Here is an 18,108-nt window from a genome sequence, read left to right on the forward strand (position 1 = left end):
GCCGACGGTCCGCATCGCCGGCCACTGCTTGTGCCCCCCCGCCAACAGGACGCGAAGACACGCAGGACGCGCCCCCGTACGAGGCGCCGAGTCGAGCGTTCACGCGGTCGCCGCCGCTTCCCGTGTTTCGAGGTGGCGGCTCACGGGCCGTTGCAGCCTGAAATGCTCGCGCAACGTGCGCCCTTCATACGCGGTACGAAAGATGCCACGCTGTTGCAAAAGCGGCACCACGCCGTCCGCGAAATCCTGCAAACCGCCCGGCAAAACATCCGGCATGAGATTGAACCCATCGGCGGCGCCGCCTTTGAACCAGTGTTCGATATCGTCGGCAATCTGCTCCGGCGTGCCGACGATCACCCGGTGCCCGCCACCGCCCGCCAGCGCGCGGATCAACTGGCGAGCCGTGTAGCCATTCGAGCGCGCTTGCGCGAGCGTGGCATGGAAGAACGTGTGATTGCCGTTGCCGCCGCCGGGCAGTGACAGATCATCCGGCAGGCGCTCGTCGAGTTTCAGGCGCTCGACGCTCACGCCCAAGATGCCCGCGAGCCGGGTGAGGCTGTAGGTCCACGGGATCAGGTCGACCAGTTCATCGCGACGGCGCAGCGCTTGCGCCTCGGTCGCGCCGATGATGGTGGTCAGGCCGGGCAACACGCGGATCGCGTCGTCGCCGCGTCCCCATGCCGCGGCGCGCGATTTGAGTTCACGCGCGTAAGAAGCCGCTTCGTCGAACGACTGCGACGCGGAGAACACGGCTTCCGCGTGGCGCGACGCAAGCTCCCGCCCATCCGCCGAGCCGCCGGCCTGGACCAGCACGGGATGACCCTGAGCACTGCGCGGCAGATTGAACGGGCCGTCCACGTTGAAGTATTTACCGCGATGGTCGATGCGATGCACTTTCGCCGCATCGACGAAACGGCCGTTCACCTTGTCGCCGATCAAGGCGTCGTCTTCCCAGCTATCCCACAGCGCCTTCACGACCTGCGTGAATTCGGCCGCGCGCTCGTAGCGCGCGGCGTGATCGGGCACCGCCTCGCGGCCGAAGTTGCGCGCCGAGCCGAGGTCCGCGGTCGTCACGATGTTCCAGCCCGCGCGCCCCGCGCTGAGGTGATCGAGCGTGGCGAAGCGCCGCGCGATGTTATATGGCTCGTTATAACTGGTCGACGCCGTGCCGATCACGCCGATATGGGTCGTGGCCGAAGCAATGCCGGCCAGCAAAACGGTCGGCTCCAGCGCGGTGATCGGCCGGAAGTCGATCTGATCCGCGATCGACGCATTGTCGGCGAGAAACACGGCATCGAACTTCGCCGCCTCGGCAATCTGCGCGACGCGAACGTAATGAGCGATATCGATGAACGCGCGAGGATCCGCGTCGTCGGTGCGCCACGCGGAAGGGACGAAGCCCGAGTGGAGGATGTTGACGTTCAGATGGAGCTGGCGCGGCGGGTCGGTTCTCATGGGTCGTGTCGAATGCAGGAGGGGCCAGCGACGAAGGAGCAAAGCATCTGGCCGATGCTTGAATTGTCGATTGGCCGGCCATTCGAGACCACTAACGAATTGTGGCATCGATATGCCGGCAACGACTAAGGTTCGTCGGTCCGGAGCGTGAGCAAGAACCTGCGCAAGAACGTGAGTAGGAACGTGAGTAAAAAGCGGCGCCTCGTGCGGCCCGCGATTGCGGTCCGCGACGTGCCGGTCGATTCATAACCATATCGGAACTCGGTCTTTCCAAATTCCGGCGAACACTGCCATGCTTTGACTCAGGCCCTGCGCGGGTTCAGCGCACGGCGTTCATTTCATAACCGCAGTGACCTACCTTTATCGAGTATGGATCCATTGATCGAGAGTCTGATGCTGAAGATGAGACACAGCCGCGTCTACACGGCCGTGACTTTCGCCCGTCTGTTCGGCGTATCGGAGAAAGCCGTGGAAGCGGCGCTCGCCACGCTGATCGCAAGCGGCAAGGTGCGCACCTGCATCAATGCCAGGCGCGATGTCGGCTACTGTTTGTCTGGCGCCACGCCGGTTTCCGGTTCGCCGCTCCGCTCCGATGCAACCACCGTTGCCACGCCGCCTTTGACGCGCCGCGTGGACGGCGCGCTGGCGGGCTACGACAGGCAGCTCGATGCGCATCGCTCGCTCGCCATGCTCGTGCGGCGCTAACGGGTTTGCGACGGCGGCCATTGACGCGTGCATTATCAGCAGGGCTGCTTAGCACCTGAGAATTGCTTGGTTCGTGCCGTCCGCATGCGTTGTTAGAGTCTGCGTCTCACGCTCAGGGCGCGCGCCGTTCGATAACGCGCGGCCCATCAAAACAACAGGAAACCACCGTTATGAATCTCAGAGTGCTTGGCGCAGTGATCGCCGGAAGTCTGCTTGTCATGTCCGCTGCCGCGCACGCGGATCGCCTCGACGACATCAAGAAAGCGGGTGTGTTGCGCGTGGCCGCATTCGACAGCAATCCGCCGTTCGGCTTCGTGGATCCGAAGAGCAACCAGATTGTCGGGCTCGACGTCGATTATGCGCGAGCGCTGGCGACGCGCCTTGGCGTCAAGCTCGAGATCCAGCCGACCAATCCGGCCAACCGCATCGCGTTCCTGAAGTCGGGCAAGGTGGATCTGGTGTTCGCCAACTTTACGATTACCGACGATCGCAAGAAGGAAGTGGACTTCAGCACCCCGTATTTTGCGTCCGGCACGCAATTCATCGCGAAGAAAGGCACGCTCACCTCGCCGCAGCAACTGAACGGTTTGCGGATCGGCGCTGACAAGGGCACGACCAATGAGCAGCAGGTGCGTGCGCAATTCCCGAGCGCCACGATCATTGCCTACGACGACACGCCGTTCGCATTCGCCGCGCTTCGCACGGGCAACGTGCAGGCGATCACGCAAGACGGGCCGAAGCTCGTCGCCTTGCTGGCGAAAGTGCCGGACAAGGCGAACTACGAGATCGCGCCGTTCACGATCTCCAACGACTACGAAGGCGTGGGCGTGCCGAAGGGCGAGACACGCCTGCTGGATGTCGTCAACGACACGCTGAAGGATCTGGAAGCCAAAGGTGCGGCCGGCAAGATCTACGATGCCTGGTTCGGCCCGAAGAGCGCCGCGCCGCTGCCGCGTCTGTTCAAGATCGGCGATCCGCAGAAGAGCTGACGGGCTTCGCTTCGCAGCCGCCTCGAACAGGCCCGGTCACTGCCCAAAACGCGTGACCGGGCCTTCTTGCTGATACGGAACCGCGTTTTTTTCGAATGCACCTCATGAATTTCTGGCTGGATCCGCGTTATCTCGGCTGGCTCGCACAGGGCTTTCTCGTCACCCTGATGCTGTCGGCATGCGTGAGCGTCTGCGCGACGCTGCTTGGATTCGGGCTGGCAATGGCCCATATCGCGCAACATCGCACGGTCGCTGCGGCCGCGAGGGCCTACGTACTCGTGTTTCGCAATTCTCCGCTGCTGGTGCAATTGCTGTTCTGGTACTTCGGCGCGGCGGCGCTGCTGCCGCAACCGTGGATGACGTGGCTGACCACGCCGCATGGGTTGAGCGCTGGGCCGTTTGCGCTGCACTGGCCGAGCTTCGAGCTGTTCGCCGGCTGGCTCGGCCTGACCTGCTATAGCACAGCCTTCATCGCAGAGGAGTTTCGCGCCGGAATCCGTGGCGTGGGCATCGCGCAATACCACGCGGGCGCCGCATTGGGCATGACGCGTTACACGACGCTGCGGCACGTCGTTCTTCCGCAAGCGGTGCGTATCGCCACGCCGCCGCTCGCGGGGCAATACATGAATATCGTGAAGAACTCGTCGCTGACGATGGCGATCGGCGTGGCCGAACTCTCTTACATGTCGCGTCAGGTCGACACGGAAAGCTTCCGGACCTTTCAGGCCTTCGGCACGGCGACCGTGCTGTATATCGGCGCTATCGCGCTGATCGAAACGGCGTTGGTGATCTGGCAACGCACCGGTGCGCGGGCGTTGCAGCGGGGCCGGGCATGACCGCGCTCGAGTGGCTGCCCACGCTGCGCTATCTGCTGCTCGGCGCGTTCCCCAATGGGCCGCTGGGCGGCGCGGCGCTCACGGCCGTGCTCTCGGTGGTGTCGGCGTTGCTATCCGCGCTAGCGGGGTTGGCGGGCGGCGTGGCGCTTTCGCTGACACGCGGCGGCGCGCATCTGCTGCTGCTCGGGATCGTCGCGTTTTTCAGGGCGATTCCGGTGCTGATGCTGATCTTCTGGACTTTCTTCCTGATGCCGATCCTCCTGCATATCGACGTGCCGGGTCTGGCCGCGGTGGTGTGCGCGCTGTCGCTGATCGGTGGCGCGTATCTGTCGCATGCGGTGCATGCGGGCATCGTGTCGGTCGGCGCGGGGCAGCAGCAGGCGGCGCTGTCGCTCGGGCTCACGCGCTGGCAGGCGTTGCGTCATGTGGTGCTGCCGCAGGCGGTGCGCATCATGATGCCGTCGTTCGTCAATCAGTGGGTGTCGCTGGCCAAGGACACTTCGCTCGCGTATATCGTCGGCGTGCCGGAATTCACGTTTCTCGCCAATCAGGTCAACAGCCGGCTGATGATCTACCCCGCGCAGATTTTCGTGTTCGTCGGCATCGTTTATCTGCTGCTGTGCTCCGCGTTGCAATGGATCGCTCATCGCATCCTGCTGCGCGCGCCGTCCGCTCGTGCTGCCGCTCGCAAGGATGAGGAAACGGCGACGCCATTGCCGCTTGGCGGGCTCAGCGAATGAAGAGAACCACTGGACAATGACGCGAGCACGATCCGCAAATCGGCACGCGTCATAAGCAATCGCGAATTCGATAGTAGGCGTGATGCGCGGGGACTGGTCCAATAGATGATTAGCCTTTCCGTGGCGAGTCGCAGCCGTGCCGCTGCCTATGGCAACGGGCGGAAAACGCCGCGAACGGACGGGTCTCAACTGTCTGTGTGAACCATCATGTCCAGTCTTACATCTCGCCCTGTCGCGTCGCGACTGCCGGCGCGTCCCGACCCGCCACGCGTCGCGCGAATCGCCGACGACGCGCAGGCGCTCGCCGCGTCCCGCACACTTGCCGACGCTTTCGCGTCCGGCGCCGCCGAACGTGACCGTGATCGCGTGCTGCCATGGACCGAACTGGATCTATGGTCGCAAAGCGGTCTCGGCGCCATCACCGTGCCGCGCGACCATGGCGGCGCCGACGTGTCGTTCGCGACGCTGGCCGAAGTCTTCGTGAACCTCTGCGCGGCCGATCCCGCGCTGGGGCAGATTCCGCAGAACCATTTCGGCGTGCTGGGCGTGCTGCGCGAAGCCGGCACCCCGGCGCAGAAGCAGCGGCTGTACGGCGAAGTGCTGGCGGGCCAGCGGCTTGGCAATGCCGGCCCGGAACGGCGCTCGGCCGCGGCCGCGACGGTGCTGCAGGGCTCGACGCGCCTGCGCGCGACGCCGGACGGTTTGCGTCTCGACGGCCAACGATTCTATTCGACCGGCGCGCTGTTCGCGCACCGCGTCCCGACCCGCGCGACCGACGACGAAGGACGCGCCGTGCAGGTCTGGGTGCCGCGCGACGCGCCGGGCTTGACGGTGGTCGACGACTGGAGTTCTTTCGGCCAGCGCACCACGGCGAGCGGCACCGTGACCTTCGAGAACGTGGCGGTCGATCCGCAGGACGTGCTGCCGATCTGGCAACTGGCCGACCGTCCGGGTCTGTTCGGCCCGACCTCGCAACTGATCCAGGCGGCGATCGACCAGGGGATCGCGCAGGGCGCCGTCGCCGACGCGCTTGCCTTCGTGCGCGAGCGCGCGCGGCCGTGGGTCGATTCGGGCCTCGAGCACGCAACCGACGACCCGTACATCATCGCCGATGTCGGCCGTCTGGAGATCGATCTGCATGCGGCGCATGAAGTGCTGCTGGAAACCGGCCGCACGCTGGACGCCATCGCGGCCCAGCCGATCGACCCCGAGGCCAGCGCGCGCGCATCCGTCGCGGTTGCCGAGGCGAAGGTGCTGACCACCCGCATCGCGCTCGAAGCCAGCGAAAAGCTCTTTGAACTGGCGGGCTCCGCGTCGACCCGCGCGGTGCACAACCTCGACCGCCATTGGCGCAACGCCCGCACCCATACGCTGCACGACCCGGTGCGCTGGAAGCTGCATCTGCTCGGCAACTATCACCTGAATCAAGTGCTTCCCGCGCGGCATTCGTGGAACTGAATCATGACCATTGACCTTTCTAGCGCGGCCCGCGGCAGCGCCGCGCCGGCCGCCTTGCCTCGCGAACTGCGCGCGCCGCCCACGCCCGAGCTGATCGCAGACGACGCGCAGGCGCTTCTCGCCGCCCGCCGTCTGGCCGAAACGTTTGCACCGGAAGCCGCGCTGCGCGATCGCGAACGGCGGCTGCCGTGGGCCGAACTCGACGCCTTCGTGGCGAGCGGCCTGTGGGGCATAACCGTGCCGCGCGAATTCGGCGGTGCGGGCGTGCGCAACGGCACGCTCGCCGAAGTCACCGCGACGATCGCCGCGGCCGACGGCTCGCTCGGCCAGATCCCGCAAAACCATTTCTATGCACTCGAGGTGCTGCGCGTCGGCGGCAGTCCTGAGCAACAGCGTTTTTTCTACGGACGCGTGCTGGCGGGCGAGCGTTTCGGCAATGCGCTCGCCGAAATCGGCCACAAGGATTTCAAACGCCGCACCCGGCTCACACGCGGGGCGGCCGGCTGGCGCATCGACGGCCAGAAGTTCTATTGCACGGGCGCGCTCTACGCACACTGGATTCCCACGCTGGTCGTGGCCGACGAGCAGGGCCGCGATGTCACCTATCTGGCGTTCGTGCCACGCAATACCGCGGGCGTCACCGTCACGGACGACTGGGATGGCTTCGGCCAGCGCGTCACCGGCAGCGGGTCGGTGCGGTTCGATCACGTGCGCGTCGAACCCGAATGGGTCGTGCCGTTTCAGGCGTCGTTCGAGCGCCCCACGACGATCGGACCGGTCGCGCAGATCATTCACGCGGCGATCGATCTCGGTCAGGCGCGCGGCGCCTTCGCAGCCGCGCTGAAGTTCGTTCGCGAGCGTTCGCGGCCGTGGATCGACGCGAAGGTCGAACGTGCCGCCGACGATCCGCTGACCCTCGCGCAGTTCGGCGACCTCTCGGTGCGGCTGCGCGCGGCCGAGGCGTTGCTGCGCCGCGCGGGCCGCTTCGTCGACGCGGCGCAGGCGCAGCCCACCGGGCGGACGGTCGCGCAGGCCTCGATCGCCGTGGCCGAGGCGCGCGCGCTGACCACGACCGCGTCGCTGGATGCCGGTTCGCGGCTGTTCGAACTCGCCGGCACCGCCGCGACCCTCGATGGTCTCGGCCTCGACCGCTTCTGGCGCAATGCGCGCACCCATACGTTGCACGACCCCGTGCGCTGGAAGTATCACGCGGTGGGCAACTTCTACCTCAACGACAAGCTGCCGCCGCGGCATGGAGCCTTGTGATGGCGAAGAAACAGATCCTGCTCAACGCGTTCAACATGAACTGCGTGGGCCACATCAACCACGGCCTGTGGACACATCCGCGCGACCGTTCGAGCGACTACCGGCTGCTGCCGTATTGGACCAACCTCGCGCGCACGCTGGAGCGTGGGCTGTTCGACGGGCTCTTTCTCGCCGACATCGTCGGCGTGTACGACGTGTATCAGCACAACGTCGACGTGACGCTGCGCGAATCGATCCAGTTGCCCGTCAACGATCCCACGCTGCTGGTCCCGGCAATGGCCGCCGTCACCGAGCACCTCGGCTTCGGCGTGACGGTCAATCTGACTTATGAGCAGCCGTATCTGCTCGCGCGCCGCTTCTCGACGCTGGATCATCTGACGCAAGGCCGGGTCGGCTGGAACATCGTGACGGGCTACCTCGACAGCGCGGCACGCGCAATGGGGCTCAACGAGCAACTCCCGCACGACGAGCGCTACGACCGCGCCGACGAATACCTGGAGATTCTCTACAAGCTGTGGGAAGGCAGCTGGGAGCAGGGCGCGGTGCTGCGCGACAAGGCGGGGCGCGTGTATGCGGACCCGGCCAGGGTTCATCCGGTGCGGCACGCGGGCCGCTACTACAAGGTCGACGGTTATCACCTCGCGGAACCGTCGCCGCAGCGCACGCCGGTGCTGTTCCAGGCCGGCAGTTCCGGGCGCGGTCAGCGCTTCGGGGCGCGTCACGCCGAATGCGTGTTCATCTCGCCGCCGAACCGGCAAGCCGCGCGGGAAACCGTGCGCACGTTGCGCGAGCAACTGGTGCGGGCCGGCCGCCGCCCCGACGACGTCAAGGTGTTCGTCGGCGCAGCGGTGGTTGCGGGGGCTACCGGGCAACAGGCCCGCGAGAAATACGCGGACTATCTGCAATACGCGAGCCGCGAAGCGGGCCTTGCGCACTTCGCGGCCAGTACCGGCATCGACTACGCGCAATACGATCTCGACGCCCCGGTGGACTACGCACCCGGCAACGCAATCGAATCGGCCACGCGCACGGCGAAACAGCACGGCTGGACCCGCCGCAAGCTGCTGGAGATGTTCGAACTCGGCGGCCGCTATCCGGCCATTGTCGGCAGCGCGGCTCAGGTGGCCGACGAACTGCAGGCGTGGATCGAGGAGACGGGCGTCGACGGTTTCAATCTCAGCCGCACGGTGGTGCCCGAAAGCTACGAGGATTTCATCGATCTGGTCGTGCCGGAATTGCAGAATCGCGGCCTCTACAAGACCGCCTATGCCGATGGCACGCTGCGCCACAAACTGTTCGGACAGGGCGATGAGCTGCCTGCGCGACACGCGGCGGCGAGCTTCCGGCAGCAAACCGCGGAGGCGGTATGAGAACACCCACGATCGCTATCGCTCAACGTTCGTTACAGGAGCACGCATGAGTCTCGATATCTTCTGGTTTCTGCCGACCTCGGGCGATACACGCTATCTCGGCAAGTCCGATTTCGGCCGGCCGCCGACCAACGAATACATGCGTCAGATCGCGGTCACGGCCGAGAATCTCGGCTACGACGGCTTGCTGATTCCGACCGGCAGCAGTTGCCAGGATCCGTGGGTCACTGCCGCGAGCCTCGTGCCCGTCACACAGCGCATCAAACTGCTGGTCGCGTTGCGCACTTCGATCAGCGGCCCGACGGCCGCCGCGCGCCAGGCCGCGACGCTCGACCAGGCGTTGCACGGACGCCTGTTGCTCAACGTGGTGCCCGGCGGCGACGCCACCGAACTCGCCGCGGACGGCGTGTTTCTCGCTCACGACGAGCGCTATGCGGCCGCCGACGAGTTCCTCACCGTCTGGCGCGATCTGCTCGCCGGCGAGACGGTGGACTTCAAGGGCAAATACGTTCACGTGGAAGGGGCGCGCAACTTTCATCCGCCGGTGCAGCAGCCCTGGCCGCCGCTGTACTTCGGCGGATCGTCGCCGGCCGCGCACGAGCTGGCGGCCAAGCACGTGGATGCCTACTTGACGTGGGGCGAGCCGCCCGCGGCCGTCGCCGAAAAGTTCGCCGACGTGCAGCGGCGCGCGGCCGCCCACGGCCGCAAGCTGCGGCTCGGGGTGCGTCTGCATGTGATCGTGCGCGAAACCAACGAGGAGGCATGGGCCGAAGCCGACCGCCTCATCAGCAAGCTCGACGACGAAGACATCCGCCGTGCGCAGGAGAATTACGCGCGCATGGATTCGGTCGGGCAGCGCCGCATGGCGGAGTTGCACGGCGGGCGCCGCGACAAGCTGGAGATCAGCCCGAACCTGTGGGCCGGCGTCGGTCTCGTGCGCGGCGGAGCGGGCACGGCGCTGGTCGGCGACGCGCTGACGGTCGCCGCGCGGCTGCAGGAATATGTCGATGCGGGCGCGGATAGTTTCGTGCTGTCCGGCTATCCGCACCTCGAAGAGTCGATCCGTTTTGCGGAGCTCGTGTTCCCGTTGTTGCCCGGCAAGAAGCCGGTCACGTTGCGCGATCAGGTGCTCACAGGCGGTGCTTTCGATGTGCGGGCGAACGCGGGTGCGGGCACGGGTGCGCACTGATGTCGGAGCGTGTCTCGTGAGCACGTAGGCATTCTGGACAGCCGTTGCAGGCACCTGGCGCTCGAGGTCCCCAGGTGCGCTATCGAAGCAACACTGAAATTCGCCGCTAAATTGGACTGCCGTCGCAAATGACGGCGTTGCCGCAGGGATGCGAAAGGGCACCGGCTTGCGGTGCCCGAGAAAGTTAGTGACCGGCGCTCTGGCCGCCATCGACGTGCAGGATTTCTCCCGTGATGAACGGCGCGGAATCAAGGAACAGAATCGCGTCGGCGATATCGCTCATCTCGCCCATGCGCCCGAGAGGATGGAAGGCGCCCAGGGCTTCATGAGTTTCCGGCGCGTGCATCGGCGTCCTGATGATTCCCGGTGCGACGGCATTCACGCGAATCCCTTTGCTGGCGTACTCAATCGCCAGCGACTTCGTGGCGGCGTTCAGACCACCCTTGGTCAGGGCCGCCAGTACCGAATACACGCCGCCGATCGCAGCGTCAGCGGTGCTGGAGGTCACGCTAACCACGTGGCCGTTCGAATGTTTTTCCATTTCGGCGATGGCGAGCTGCGTGATGTAATAAAAGCCCGCCACATTCACGTTCACCACCGCGGCAAAGTCTTGCGCTGTGTGTTCCGTGAAAGGCTTGCCGATATAAATGCCGGCGTTGTTCACCAGTGTGTCGATCCGGCCGAACTTCGCGACACCTTCGGAAATGACCCGTTTGGCGGTTGCCGGATCGCCAATATCACCGGCGAGCGTCAGGATGTCCGGATCTTCCGAGGGCTTGATCGAACGCGAAGTCGCAACGATGCGATAGTCGAGCCTGCGAAACGCCTTGACGACCGCGGCGCCTATACCCTGCGATGCGCCGGTAACCACGACAACCTTGTGTGAAATGCTCATGCTTTACCCAGAAAATGGTGGTTCGGCTTCAACGCCGATCGGGACGACTGCGCCGGTCTGCAATCAAGCCTTTTTAGCCTGCGCCAGCCACTGATCGAGGCTGATGCGGCCGATCCGCGCGTCGCCGAGCGGCACGAGCGATTGTTCTTCGACGAGGCCGCCGTAGTACCGCGCGTTGCGATCCGTCACCACGGGGCGCGCATCGCCTACCGATTTCAGATAACGGGCGACAATCTCAGCGAAGGGCGCGCGGTCCGGGCCGGCGATCTCGACTGTGCCGTTCAGCGGCGCAGCGAGTGCAACCTGCGCGAGGATCGCCACCACATCGTCTACGGCGATCGGCTGAAACAGTCCTTCGCCGATCCGCACCGTGCCGCCGTCCGTGCTGAAATCCGCGATGCCGCCGATGAACTCCATGAACTGGGTCGCGCGCACGATCGTGTACGGCACGCCCGCTGCTTCGATCGCTTGTTCCTGCGCAACCTTGGCAACGAAATACGCGTTCTCCGGTGTGCGATCACATCCGACGATTGAAAGCGCGACGTGGTGGCGTACCCCTGCGGCCACTTCGGCTTTGCCGAGGTTGCGCGCCGAGGTGCGGAAAAAGTCGAGCACCGCCTGCGGCTCCCATGACGGCGCGTTCGTCACATCCACGACGACATCCGCGCCCACGAGCGCGTCGCTCAGACCTTCACCCGTCACGGCGTTGACGCCCGTGCGCGGCGACGCGGCAAGTGCCTCATGACCAGCCTTGTCAAGCAGCGTGACGAGACGCGATCCGATCAGGCCGGAACCACCGATTACGACGATTTTCATGGCAGATTCTCCAGATGAAATTAAATAGACGCGCGGGGCGCCGGGCGGGTGTCGTATTGCGTCAAAGTGTTCGCCGCCGTCGCATTGCGTAAGGCGATTGTGGAAGAATCATGCTCTATCGAAAAGTGCCAAGAATGGCCGATCCGACTAGTCCATGTCGGTTGCCGCTCACCTTGCCCGCGAGACCGTCATGACCGTAGGAACGCCCGCGTTGACCATCGAAATCGATCGGCAGCATCAGTTGCCGATCTATCTGCAGATCTGCGAGCGCTTCCGGACCGCGATCACGGCGGGACATCTGCGCCCCGGCGATCGCGTGCCCGCGCTGCGCGGCCTTGCCACGCAGCTGAACACGGCGCGCGGCACGGTCGAGCTCGCCTACACGATTCTCGTCGACGAGGGCTATCTGCAGATGCGCGGCGCGGCGGGCACGTTCGTGTCGTCGTCGCTGCCGGCTTCAGTGATGCGTTCGTCGCGTTCACAAGGCGTTCAAGATGCGCGCGGCGCGCAGAGCACTGAAGGGGCGGCCACGCCGCCCACGCCGGGCGAATCGCGCAGTGCTCGAGCGGCGCCGCACCGGCAGGCCATTGCCGTCGCCATGAGCGGCGAGCCGCGGCCGTTGCAACCCGGGCTGCCGGCGCTCGACGCATTTCCGACCAGACTATGGAACCGGCTCGTCGCGCGTCGCGCGCGCAGCGGCGATCGCGCGATGCTCGCGTACCCGGATCCGGCCGGCTACCTGCCGCTGCGTGAACATATCGCCACTTATCTCGGTCTGTCGCGCGGTGTGACCTGCCTGCCGGAGCAGGTGTTCGTGAGCAGCGGCTATCGTGCGACGCTCGAACTCGTGTTGCGCAGTCTCGCCCGCCCGAACGATCGCGTGTGGTTCGAGGATCCCGGCTATCTGCTCGCGCGCGGTTTTCTCGCCGAGACCGGCGTGCAACTCGTGCCGGTGCCGGTGGATGGCGAAGGGATCGACGTCGAGCGCGGCACACTGCTGGATGCGCAGGCGCGCTTCGCCGTGGTCACGCCGTCGCATCAGAGCCCGCTTGGGCACACGCTGTCGCTTGCCAGACGCATGGCGTTGCTGGACTCGGCAGAGAAAGCTTCCCGCTGGATCATCGAGGACGACTACGACAGCGAGTTCCGTTATCTGGGCCGGCCATTGCCGGCTTTAAAGAGCCTCGACCGTCGCGATCGAGTGATTTATTGCGGCACGTTCAGCAAGGTGATGTTTCCCGGCTTGCGGCTCGCGTATGTGGTGGTGCCGGAGCGGGCCGTCGAGCGCGTCGGCCGGGTGGCGCACAGCATGAACGCCGGATCGCCGACGCTATTGCAGGCGGCCGTGGCGGATTTCATCGGGCAGGGGCATTTTGCGCGGCATCTGAAGCGGATGCGTGGGTTGTACGGCGAGCGACGCAAGCTGATCGTGCATGCGCTGGAGCAGGCGTTTGGCGAACGGCTGATTGTCGATTTGCCGCCCGGCGGAATTCAGTTCGCGGTGCAATTCGCCGAAGGTCCCGATGGCCCGATCGACGACGTTGCCGTTGCCGCGCGAGCCCGCGAGGCCGGGCTCGCGGTGCTGCCGCTTTCGGTCTGGTACGCGAATGGCCGCACGCGGCGCACGCTGCGCGGCCTCGTAATCGGCTTCGCGAACATCGCCGATGCGCGTGAGGCAGGCCGTCTCGCGCGAATGCTGCGCGCGTGTCTGGACGGCTGACGCGCGGTGCCTGTGTGCGGATCTTGAATGAACGTAGCGCGGCACGCTTTCGCACGATGCGACGAGGATGCGTCAGGAACGTATGCGGACCGGCGCGCTTTATGCGTTCTGCGCAGCCGTACCCGCCGCCATGCGCGCGCTGCCGGCCGCCTGCGCGGTGAGCGAGGCGAACACCGCGTCGCGGGTGAGTTGGATACGCGCCGCATCGAGCGCCTCGGCCACTGCCGCTTCGCCCATCACAAGCCCTTGCAGGAAAAGAAACTGCACGTTGTGGATGCCGATCGAGCCGAGCGCATAGCGCAGATAGGGCGTCAGAAAATCCGGCTGCCGCGCACGCGCGCCACTATGGACGCCGCCCGAACTGACGATCACGATGGTCGGCCGGTCGCGCATCCGCCCAATCTTGCCTTCCGGTGTCGCGGCAAACGTGCGATGGATGCGCAGCGCGTAATCGATCCACAGCTTGAGCGCGGCCGGCACCGTGAAGTTGTGCATGGGCGTGTTGATGATCAGCGCATCCGTCGTTTCGATTTCACCGATCAGTTGCTCGGAGACCTCGAACTGCGTCTTATCCGGTATGCGTGACGTGATGGCGCGCGCATAGTCCCGGGCGACCGGCGGCAGCGGCGCGGCTGCCAGGTCGCGCTCGATCACTTCGATGACCGATGCAGCCGGCGCGGCATGCTCGCGCACCATGCCGACGATCTCGTCGGCGAAACGGTAGCCATGGCTCGCCTCGCCGTGCGGGCTGGCGTTGATCCGCAAAATTTTCATGACGTGAGCTCGGCAGGCTGGGAAAGCGGGGCGAGTGGTTCGACGAAGTGCATGCCACGAGCAAGCAACCCATTGCGGAAATAGAAGCGCTGGGCAAGCGGCATGTGCAGGCCGGTGTCGAGCACAAATTGCGCGCAGCCGGCCGCGCGCGCGATCTGCCGTACCGCGTCGAGCAGTTGCGCACCGATGCCGCCACGCTGCAGCCTGCCATCGACAACCAGATCGTCGACATAGACGAAGCGGCCATACAGCAGATTGGTCGGCGTGCGATAACCGGCGAGGCCGACGACGTGGTCCGCCTCGGTGGCGGCGAGCAGGCGATAGCCTTCGGCGCGCTGCCGGGCGACCTGTGCAGCGAACGAGTGCGCGTCTGTCAGATGCGGGCGCAACTGACGCATGATTTCGAATGCGGGCAGCAACGCGTCTGGCGTGTCGAGATGAATGAATCGAAGCGAGGCCGGCATGTGCGTCTCCGTGAGGAACGACGCTTACGATACTCAGTGCTCGGCTTGGTCGATAGAGCCAAGAATGGGCGATTGGACCGAGCCATCCGGGCAGGCGCGGTGTGTCGTCTCGCCGGTGCGGATGCGCGGCGGGACAGGACAACTTTTATGTGCGAGCTCTCTGTGGGCGGGCATGCACGGGACGAAGGTGGATCGTGGATAAGGATCTGCAAGTTGACATAATATAAATTAGCAACAATCTTGATGTAGCAGCTTTATGGAAATGTCGTGTTCTCGTCTCGGTATGCTTGCCGGTTCCCTGCGGGACCATGGAGCCGGCCATGCATGTAGCTGCACTGGTGACACCGAACATGCGCGAACTCGACCGACTGAAGCTCAACCAGACCATCGCCGCCGCGCCAATCGCCGCCCAGGCCCGCGGAAATTCACGAACCCGAGCGTCACCGCGTTCAGTCACAGGCCTTCGACGAGCACGGCGCGATAACGCGCGCCCTTGAACCGGTGTTGCGCGACTTCCTGATACGCCGGGCTGTCATACCATGCACGCGCGGCTTCAGTCGACGGAAACTCCACGATCACGACGCCCTGCGGCGCGTCGCCCTCGAGAACCTGTTGAGGTCCATAGGCAGCGAGAACCTTGACGGGATGACCTTTGAAGGTCTCGCCCACCTTGCTTTGATAAATGTCGAGCTCATTCTGATCCTGCGTGCTTTCCTTCGTGAAGACGATATATGTCGCCATGTCGTACACTCCTGCGGTGGTGTGAAGGTGCGTACGATGATGCCATGAAACCGCTTCGGGCCTCGGCATGCAGCGTCGGTGCATCACCGGCACGCCACCTCGGCGAAATAGGCACCGGACCTCGCAAACCCAGTTCGCGAGGTCCCCAAAACTCAGGCGCCGCTCCCTCCAACCGTCTTCATACTCTTCCACTGACCCTGCTGGACCTGGAACAGCGTGTACGGCGGTTTGATCAGATCGCCGTAGGGATCGAACGTGATCTGTCCTGTCACGCCCGTGACGCTGACCTTCGACAGACTATCGACGATCTTCGCTCGGTCGAGTGAATTCGCCGCGTGGATCGCCTTGATCATCGCGAGCGCTGCGTCGTACGCAAACGGCGCATACAGCTCCACGTCCTGATTGAAGCGCGCCTTATAGCGCTTGCCGAAATCAACGGCCGCCGGCAGCTTGTCGAGCGCGGGGCCCGGCTCCAGATCCTGCGTTCCGTCGCCTGCCGTGCCGGCGATCTGCAGGAACGCATTGCTCTTTAACGCGCCCGCGCCGAACAACTGGGCGGTCATGCCGAGCGAGCGCATCTGTTTGATCAGCATCGCGCCCTGCTCATCCAGACCGCCGAAGAAAATCAGATCGACGTTTTTGCTTTTCAGCGTCGTCAGGACGGCGCGAAAATCGACCGCCTTGTCGTTGGTGAATTCGCGATCGACGATATTGCCGTTCGCTTCCTTCGCGCCTTTTTCGAACGCATCCGCGAGCCCCTGTCCGAACGCCGTGCGGTCGTCGATGATGCCGATGCGCTTCGCCTTCATCTGCTCGACCACGAAGTGCCCCGCCACCACGCCGCCGATGCCGTCGTGGCCCATCGTGCGAAACACGTTCTTGTAGCCCTGCTTGGTCAATTGCGGATTGGTCGAACCGGGCGTGATCATCGCGACGTTCGCCTGGTGATAGACCGTCGACGCCGGAATGCTGCAGCCCGAGTTGTAATGGCCGATCACGCCGACCACGCCGTCGTCGACGAGCTTCTGCGCCACCTGAATCGCCACGCGCGGATCGGCCTGATCGTCCTGCACGTCGAGCACGAACTTCACCGGCTTGCCGTTCACCGTGGGATGCCGCGCGTTTTCTTCATCGAGCGCCAGTTGCGCGCCGTACTGCAGGTCTTTCCCCACGCGTGCGACGGGACCGGTCAATGGCCCGACAAAGCCGATCTTGACGACTTCGGGGTCGGCGGCCCAGGCGAACGGTGCCTGCGCGCCGATCAGACAAACGGCGAAACTCAACAGCCAATTGCGGCGATTCATGATGCGCTCCTTGCGAGTTGTCAGGTCGCGCGTTCTGTCGAACCATCGGTCCGATGCGCGACGTGTGGAAACGGTCCTACGTACGGTTGAAATAAAACTGAAACCCGGCACTGCCATGTCCGCCGTCATGCCTTTCGCCGGACACTGAAACGTGTCGCCGCGTACGGCGCGAGATCGAGCGGCGGCGCACGCCGCGCGACCAGATCCGCGACGATGCGCCCGCTTATGCCGGCGAGCGTCAGCCCTAGATGCTGGTGACCGAATGCATAGATCACGCGTTCGCTGGCGCGTGAACGCGCGAGCACGGGCACGCCGTCCGGCAGGGTCGGACGAAATCCGAGCCAACTGCTGTCGGGCGTGGCGAGTGCGGGCAGCGCGCGTCGGGATGAAAACGTCAGCAGCTCGAGCAGCGAGCGGTTACGCGTGTCGCTGAAGCCGCCCAGTTCGACGGTTCCCGCGACGCGAATACCGTCGCTCATCGGCGTCATGTAAAAACCGCGCTCGGCCCAGCCGACCGGCCGTGAAATCAGGTGTTGCGCGCCCGGATAGCGGACGTGATAGCCGCGCTCGGTGTCGAGCGGCACCACATCGCCGCATTGCCGCGCGAATTGCGCGGAGCGCGCACCGGTGGCGACGATCACGTGGCTAAAACGCCGCGTCGCGCCACCGGCAGTCACGCTTGCGCCCGCGTCGGCGGGCTGCACCGCGCTGACCGTCGATCGTTCAAGCGTCAAACCTTGCCCGGCGAGCTGCTCGTAAAGCGTGTGCAGGAAGCCTTGCGGATCGGAGAAATGCCAGCTGTCGCCAAACAGCACACCGCGCTCGAAAATCGGTGCAAGCGACGGTTCGAGCGCGCGAATGTCGTTGCCACTCAGCACGTCGAACGCCACCCCAAGCTGCTTGCGCAGATCGAGGGCGGGACGCGCCGCGTCGAACGAAGCCGGGTTCGAATAGAGATACAGGCACTCGCGCGGGCGCACGAAGCGCGCCAGTTCGGCATTCGCCAGCAACGGCGCATAACCGCCCTGCGCTTGCGCGAGCAATGCCGCGAGCGCGCCGGCACTCGCCTCGTAACGGCGCGGCAGCGAACTCATCATGAAGCGCGCGAGCCACGGCACGAGGTGCGGCAGATACTGATAGCGCAGCCTGAAAGGACTCTCGCTGGAGAACAGGTAGCGCGGCAGATCGCGGAACACCGACGGGTTGTTGACCGGTATGCACGCGTAGGGCGCGAAGGTTCCCGCGTTACCGAACGATGCCCCCTGGCCGATGCCGGAAGGATCGAACAGCGTGACCCGGTGCCCGTCGCGCATCAACGCAGCCGCGCTGGCGAGGCCGATGAATCCCGCTCCGACGATAGCGATCTCGGACATTACTTGCGCCCTT

Annotated in this window: 17 protein-coding genes; 9 read left to right on the top strand and 8 right to left on the bottom strand. The window is 65.0% G+C overall.

Annotated elements, in window-relative coordinates:
• Positions 1-99: 99 nt before the first annotated feature.
• Positions 100-1,455 (bottom strand): LLM class flavin-dependent oxidoreductase, encoded by a 1,356-nt coding sequence (locus tag CJU94_RS21850; RefSeq protein WP_095420791.1) that lies wholly within the window; start codon positions 1,453-1,455, stop codon positions 100-102.
• Between the two features lie 393 nt (positions 1,456-1,848).
• Between CJU94_RS21850 and CJU94_RS21855 the strand changes: the two genes are divergently transcribed.
• The 8 genes from CJU94_RS21855 (at position 1,849) to ssuD (ending at position 10,008) form a co-directional block, all read left to right on the top strand.
• Positions 1,849-2,160, top strand: a complete 312-nt coding sequence (locus tag CJU94_RS21855) for a hypothetical protein (RefSeq protein WP_244221047.1) — start codon at positions 1,849-1,851, stop codon at positions 2,158-2,160.
• 170 nt (positions 2,161-2,330) lie between these two features.
• Complete coding sequence (locus CJU94_RS21860; protein WP_095420793.1) at positions 2,331-3,149, top strand: ABC transporter substrate-binding protein; 819 nt, start codon at positions 2,331-2,333, stop codon at positions 3,147-3,149.
• Between the two features lie 95 nt (positions 3,150-3,244).
• Entirely contained in the window at positions 3,245-3,985 is a 741-nt protein-coding gene (locus CJU94_RS21865; protein WP_208645398.1) for an amino acid ABC transporter permease, read from the top strand.
• On the top strand, positions 3,982-4,725 hold the full coding sequence (locus CJU94_RS21870; RefSeq protein ID WP_095420794.1) for an amino acid ABC transporter permease: 744 nt from the start codon (positions 3,982-3,984) through the stop codon (positions 4,723-4,725). The genes CJU94_RS21865 and CJU94_RS21870 overlap by 4 nt, the downstream gene beginning before the upstream one ends.
• A gap of 207 nt (positions 4,726-4,932) precedes the next feature.
• Positions 4,933-6,183, top strand: coding sequence for an SfnB family sulfur acquisition oxidoreductase (locus tag CJU94_RS21875; protein ID WP_095420795.1), 1,251 nt, complete (start codon positions 4,933-4,935; stop codon positions 6,181-6,183).
• A 3-nt stretch (positions 6,184-6,186) separates the two neighbouring features.
• Positions 6,187-7,449 carry an SfnB family sulfur acquisition oxidoreductase gene (locus CJU94_RS21880; protein ID WP_208645399.1) on the top strand — a complete coding sequence of 421 codons (1,263 nt, stop codon included), beginning with the start codon at positions 6,187-6,189 and terminating at the stop codon, positions 7,447-7,449.
• Complete coding sequence (locus CJU94_RS21885; protein WP_095420796.1) at positions 7,449-8,819, top strand: LLM class flavin-dependent oxidoreductase; 1,371 nt, start codon at positions 7,449-7,451, stop codon at positions 8,817-8,819. Before CJU94_RS21880 ends, CJU94_RS21885 begins: the two co-directional genes overlap by 1 nt.
• A gap of 46 nt (positions 8,820-8,865) precedes the next feature.
• Positions 8,866-10,008: an FMNH2-dependent alkanesulfonate monooxygenase gene (gene ssuD / locus CJU94_RS21890; protein ID WP_095420797.1), complete on the top strand. Its 1,143-nt coding sequence runs from the start codon at positions 8,866-8,868 to the stop codon at positions 10,006-10,008.
• Positions 10,009-10,192: 184 nt separating this feature from the next.
• On the opposite strand, the gene CJU94_RS21895 is transcribed toward ssuD, so the two are convergent.
• Complete coding sequence (locus CJU94_RS21895; protein WP_011798716.1) at positions 10,193-10,903, bottom strand: SDR family NAD(P)-dependent oxidoreductase; 711 nt, start codon at positions 10,901-10,903, stop codon at positions 10,193-10,195.
• A 63-nt stretch (positions 10,904-10,966) separates the two neighbouring features.
• Positions 10,967-11,719 (bottom strand): SDR family oxidoreductase, encoded by a 753-nt coding sequence (locus CJU94_RS21900; RefSeq protein ID WP_095420798.1) that lies wholly within the window; start codon positions 11,717-11,719, stop codon positions 10,967-10,969.
• Positions 11,720-11,909: 190 nt separating this feature from the next.
• Here CJU94_RS21900 and pdxR point away from each other — a divergent pair, with 190 nt between their 5' ends.
• Complete coding sequence (gene pdxR, locus CJU94_RS21905) at positions 11,910-13,439, top strand: MocR-like pyridoxine biosynthesis transcription factor PdxR (RefSeq protein WP_095422733.1); 1,530 nt, start codon at positions 11,910-11,912, stop codon at positions 13,437-13,439.
• 99 nt (positions 13,440-13,538) lie between these two features.
• On the opposite strand, the gene CJU94_RS21910 is transcribed toward pdxR, so the two are convergent.
• The 5 genes from CJU94_RS21910 to CJU94_RS21930 all read right to left on the bottom strand — a co-directional run bounded on the left by CJU94_RS21910 (position 13,539) and on the right by CJU94_RS21930 (position 18,095).
• Entirely contained in the window at positions 13,539-14,213 is a 675-nt protein-coding gene (locus CJU94_RS21910) for an FMN-dependent NADH-azoreductase (RefSeq protein ID WP_095420799.1), read from the bottom strand.
• Complete coding sequence (locus CJU94_RS21915) at positions 14,210-14,677, bottom strand: GNAT family N-acetyltransferase (RefSeq protein ID WP_095420800.1); 468 nt, start codon at positions 14,675-14,677, stop codon at positions 14,210-14,212. Before CJU94_RS21915 ends, CJU94_RS21910 begins: the two co-directional genes overlap by 4 nt.
• 453 nt (positions 14,678-15,130) lie before the next feature.
• Positions 15,131-15,418: a DUF1330 domain-containing protein gene (locus tag CJU94_RS21920; protein ID WP_095420801.1), complete on the bottom strand. Its 288-nt coding sequence runs from the start codon at positions 15,416-15,418 to the stop codon at positions 15,131-15,133.
• Between the two features lie 152 nt (positions 15,419-15,570).
• A complete protein-coding gene (locus CJU94_RS21925) occupies positions 15,571-16,722 on the bottom strand; it encodes a branched-chain amino acid ABC transporter substrate-binding protein (protein WP_095420802.1) in 1,152 nt (383 codons plus the stop codon).
• Positions 16,723-16,847: 125 nt separating this feature from the next.
• Positions 16,848-18,095 (bottom strand): NAD(P)/FAD-dependent oxidoreductase, encoded by a 1,248-nt coding sequence (locus CJU94_RS21930; protein WP_095420803.1) that lies wholly within the window; start codon positions 18,093-18,095, stop codon positions 16,848-16,850.
• Between the last annotated feature and the right edge of the window lie 13 nt (positions 18,096-18,108).

The sequence above is a fragment of the Paraburkholderia aromaticivorans genome (assembly GCF_002278075.1).
Taxonomy (GTDB): Bacteria; Pseudomonadota; Gammaproteobacteria; order Burkholderiales; family Burkholderiaceae; genus Paraburkholderia; species Paraburkholderia aromaticivorans.